General features: G+C 53.4%; 4 protein-coding genes. 3 read left to right on the top strand and 1 reads right to left on the bottom strand.

Annotated features, from left to right (window positions below; translation table 11 throughout):
- The first annotated feature begins 767 nt into the window (after window positions 1-767).
- The 3 genes from COGEMETH_RS24575 to COGEMETH_RS24570 all read left to right on the top strand — a co-directional run bounded on the left by COGEMETH_RS24575 (window position 768) and on the right by COGEMETH_RS24570 (window position 2,760).
- On the top strand, window positions 768-1,088 hold the full coding sequence (locus COGEMETH_RS24575) for a PilZ domain-containing protein (RefSeq protein WP_238185291.1): 321 nt from the start codon (window positions 768-770) through the stop codon (window positions 1,086-1,088).
- A gap of 482 nt (window positions 1,089-1,570) precedes the next feature.
- Window positions 1,571-2,017 carry a methyltransferase family protein gene (locus tag COGEMETH_RS25885; RefSeq protein ID WP_373875429.1) on the top strand — a complete coding sequence of 149 codons (447 nt, stop codon included), beginning with the start codon at window positions 1,571-1,573 and terminating at the stop codon, window positions 2,015-2,017.
- Window positions 2,018-2,127: 110 nt separating this feature from the next.
- Entirely contained in the window at window positions 2,128-2,760 is a 633-nt protein-coding gene (locus COGEMETH_RS24570; RefSeq protein WP_238185290.1) for an N-acyl amino acid synthase FeeM domain-containing protein, read from the top strand.
- A gap of 139 nt (window positions 2,761-2,899) precedes the next feature.
- Here the strand turns inward: COGEMETH_RS24570 and COGEMETH_RS24565 are convergent, their stop codons facing one another.
- Window positions 2,900-3,280, bottom strand: a complete 381-nt coding sequence (locus tag COGEMETH_RS24565; RefSeq protein WP_238185289.1) for a hypothetical protein — start codon at window positions 3,278-3,280, stop codon at window positions 2,900-2,902.
- Window positions 3,281-3,518: the final 238 nt, after the last annotated feature.

The raw sequence follows: 3,518 nt of genomic DNA, 5'->3' as shown, positions 1-3,518 counted from the left end.
CGTCGGCAGTTCCTGCGTCTCATGCCTTGTTCAAGGTATCAAACGAGCCGTCCAAGTGATTGGCGGGAAGCGGTTCGCTCTCGTTGAGGCGTAGGATGTGGACGGTATAGCGCATGCCGGACCATGGCATGGTCCCCCGCGCCGGCCAAGATCCGGCGAACCCTTCGGAATTCGCAACAAGAGGCGACTTTGCCGCGAATTACCACATCAGCGCCCGGCGCTAGACTGTCTCGGATCGGTCGCCTGCTGTGCGGTCAGACCAGAAACGGTTGGCTTCGATCCAGTAACCTATCGATAACCGTCAATCAACAGCGGAAAAAGCAAGCGATGTGGAGCTCGGAACGGCACATCTCGCGAGATGTTTAATCAAGCATCGCAGCTATCCGACTGTACGGGAGCGGCAATGATGATACTGATTCTCGCCATGTGTTTTCTGTGGTCGATGCCGGCAGACGCTGACAGGGTTTCTACATGGCCTGAGGAGACAGGAACTCGCCGAGACGCTCGCGAGCAACGTGAATGGCATTTGGACGATCTTGCTGAGCGTCAGGCGACAAGCAGAGAAAAGCTACGCAAAGAGTTCGACGGGAAGGAGCACGGCCAGCCTGCGCACGCCTGGTAGTTGCGTCGCTGTGCAGCTTAGGTCCATGAAGCCTATACGATCGATTGTGCCTCTGCTTTTCATACTTCGGAAAGCGCAGCGCGGTACCGAAGCCCCTAGAACGACGCTGCAATCGGGTCGTTCGAGCCAGTAGAGCGACCAGCTGATGACGCAGCCCGATCTCGTTCGGATGGCGCCTACCGTCGCAACGGACAAGCGCGACGGCGGTCAGCGACACGCGACGTTGCGGATGGCCACCATCGAGTTGGAGGGCGGAGAGACGATTTCCTGCGTGATTCGCGACATATCGCTGTCCGGCGCAAAGCTCGGCGTCGCTCGACGCCATCGATTGCCCGAGTTTTTCAACCTCGCGATCGCCGGCCGGGATCTGACCTGCCGCGTTCGGCGTGCTTGGCAGCGTGGCGACTTCGCGGGCGTGACGCTTGTTCTGGCTGATCGGGAAAACGAGAACGAAGCAAGCGTGTGAAGGCGAGCCGGTCGCGATGCCGGGTTGGCAGGCGGCTTGAGTTGATTAACAGCGACGGCCCACGCCGGGGGCGCTGTGGGAGAGCCAGAGGCCGTGCGATCTCATGGTCGTAATCTGAGCTTGGTACCCACCTTGATGTTCGGCAAAGGGTGGCAACTGGTCCCCAATTTTTTGCCACGAAGCGGACGTTGCGCCTCCGTACTCACATCCGTGCTAGCACTCTGTCAACCTGCGCAGTATCTACTCGCCGAAGAGAGCGATCAGATAGCCCCTGAAGGCGATTGGTCTGATTATTGCCTCAAATTAATGGCGAAGCACGACGAATTGATTGCAGCTAGCCTCAACCTGCAAACTACGAGATTTGGAGATGACTGGTGGATGGATATCTAAAAGGTGCCTGTTTCGTTCTAGGTCTATGTGTATTCGGTGGATTTAGTTGGGGTGTAAAAAGTCATTTTAAGAGTGATAGTGTACCAAGCGGAATGCTAATTCTGTCAGTAATCTCCCTATTTGCATTCGGTACATACGCTTGGGCGTTCTGGTTTTTGCAGTTCAACATATCTTCTGCAATGATCGGGGCGGTATTCCATATTGCTGCCGGATCGCTTTTCATAACAGCAGTGTCTCAAACAAGACGGCAGCGTCTCAGTTTAGCTTATGACACTGACAAACCAAAGTTTATAGTTACGTCGGGGCCATACCGCTTTGTGAGACACCCTTTTTACCTGAGTTACATTATATTTTGGATTGGCTGCACAATTTCCACTCAATCCATTATTATGCTTAGTGTAACTACTGCAATTTCAATCCTATACATTATAGCCGCACGGAAAGAAGAGGCAAAATTTGCAGCTTCAGCGATGTCGAGCGCGTACCAATTGTATCGCGAGAGTGCTGGCCTGCTTTGGCCTAAGATCGGGAAGCAATAATGAGTTCGGTTCCGTACAGCGCTCCGCTAGCCGAGCGTATGCAAATCCTACTAGAACGCATAAGCTACAGAGTTATAAAGACGGAGCGAGAACGCGAAGATATCTATAAATTGCGCTATCACGCATATCTGAAGGAAGGTGCAATACTCTACCATGCTTCGGAGAAAATACACGATCACCACGACGAATTACCAAATGCCAAAATTGTTGGTGTATACGTAGACGGAGCCCTAGCGGCTTCAATTCGCGTACATGTCGTCTCGATTAACAACACAAATAGTCCAGCAGTCGAAGCGTTTGGCGATTTGATTAATCCGTATTTATCGGAAGGAAGCATTATAATTGATCCAAACCGATTTGTATCAGATCATAGCTTGGCACGACGTACACCCGATCTACCTTACGCAACGCTGCGAATTCCATTTATGGCGGCGAAATACTATGGGGCACAGATCGCAACAGCAACAGTAAGAAAAGAACATCAAGCGTTCTATCGAAGGGTTCTTCACTATACTGTAGCATCTGAACCTAGGCATTATCCAACGCTGATCAAGCCTCTAAGTTTGATGATTGTTAAATTCAAGGACGAGGAGGCTCGGGTATTGAAAAGGTACCCATTTCTAGCAGAATATTACCGGCATGAAATGGCAAGCATCTTTTCGGAAGTACCAGCGTCGGCTGACACAAACTTATTCTCTGCTTCACCTAAAAGCTTGAAAGCGGACCTTTCCAGCGTCTGCTAAGGTTCGAATCTCGACCCGCATGACGCCTGTCATTGCCGCTGGCTTCAGCAATTGGCTATGGAGCATGGAAGATGTCGTGGCGCTGGGTGGAGGCAAAAGAGGCGCCAACTGAAATGCGCGGGCCGCGATTTTCCGAGTTCTATTCGTTGACGTTTTCGTATTCCGTATGCAGCCAGCGGCCGCCACGAACCCCGAAACGAAGGATGTTTCCGTCGCAGTCGATGAGCCATGCGCCGCGTTCGAACATAAGCGGGGTCGTCCTGATGCAGGCGGCCATGTGCCGGTAATCGGCGAACAGGGCCGAAAACGCCTTCCGCGTCAGTTTCGGCGCCTCTTTGTAAACCGTGTTCTTTAGGGGAAAGCTCGTCAGCGCCGCCGCGCCCGCTTCGTTGTTCGCTGAGACCGCGGCAGCGAATGCCGTCCGAGTGCTGATGAGATCGGTGGGTGTCTCGGCCTTGCCGGCCCACGCGGGCGCCGTGCAGGCTAAAAATACGGGAATAACCACCTTTGGCCAAAACATTACAATCTCCGTCAAAGTCACGCCCGCCCCTGCAATCAGGCTATCTTGACTGTGTTTCGGGCCGATGATGTCCCGCGTTTCAGCCGAGTTTCATGGTGTTGGCCGGGGCGTTCAAGGCTGATTGAGGCGCCAGCAAGCAGATCTTCTGGGGGTCCGAGAAGGGTCGCAAGCGACCCCTTGTTGCAGGTACCAAGTGTCGGATTTTGCCCACTGGCTGGGCTGGAGCGCCGAGGTCAGA

It is taken from the genome of Methylobacterium trifolii (assembly GCF_022179685.1).
Lineage (GTDB): Bacteria > Pseudomonadota > Alphaproteobacteria > Rhizobiales > Beijerinckiaceae > Methylobacterium > Methylobacterium trifolii.
This window is presented reverse-complemented; position numbering and strand designations above follow the sequence as displayed.

Coding starts and splice junctions, on each gene's coding strand:
- COGEMETH_RS24575 (WP_238185291.1), top strand. CDS start 768: ATGACGCAGCCCGATCTCGTTCGGATGGCGCCTACCGTCGCAACGGAC.
- COGEMETH_RS25885 (WP_373875429.1), top strand. CDS start 1,571: ATGCTAATTCTGTCAGTAATCTCCCTATTTGCATTCGGTACATACGCT.
- COGEMETH_RS24565 (WP_238185289.1), bottom strand. CDS start 3,280: ATGTTTTGGCCAAAGGTGGTTATTCCCGTATTTTTAGCCTGCACGGCG.